This is a genomic window from Corallococcus sp. CA041A (assembly GCF_003612075.1).
In the GTDB taxonomy this organism is placed as follows: Bacteria; Myxococcota; Myxococcia; order Myxococcales; family Myxococcaceae; genus Corallococcus; species Corallococcus exiguus.
Genome location: NZ_RAWF01000612.1, coordinates 1 through 477 on the forward strand (window position 1 = coordinate 1; position 477 = coordinate 477).

Below are 477 nucleotides of genomic sequence, written 5' to 3' on the forward strand. Positions count from 1 at the left end.
CGAAGTGCTCAACGCCAAGCAGCATGACCGCGAAGCGACCATCGTCGCCAACGCTGGCCGCCCGGGCGCAGTGACCATCGCCACCAACATGGCCGGCCGCGGTACCGACATCGTGCTGGGTGGTTCGCTGGAAGCCGAGATCCACGCCCTGGGCGAGGACGCGACCGACGAGCAGAAGGCAGCGGTCAAGGCCGAATGGCAGAAGCGCCACGAGGCAGTGAAGGCGGCCGGCGGCCTGCACATCGTCGGCACCGAGCGCCACGAGTCGCGCCGGATCGACAACCAGTTGCGCGGCCGTGCTGGCCGTCAGGGCGACCCCGGTTCGTCGCGCTTCTATCTGTCGCTGGAAGACAACCTGATGCGCATCTTCGCCTCCGACTGGGTGCAGAAGGCCATGCGCATGATGGGCATGAAGGAAGACGACGTCATCGAGGACCGCCTGGTCAGCCGCCAGATCGAAAAGGCGCAGCGCAAGGT

Annotated in this window: 1 pseudogene; it reads left to right on the plus strand. The window is 66.7% G+C overall.

What is annotated here, in order from left to right:
* A pseudogene (locus D7V77_RS42460) lies at positions 1-477 on the plus strand (preprotein translocase subunit SecA); the annotation flags it as partial.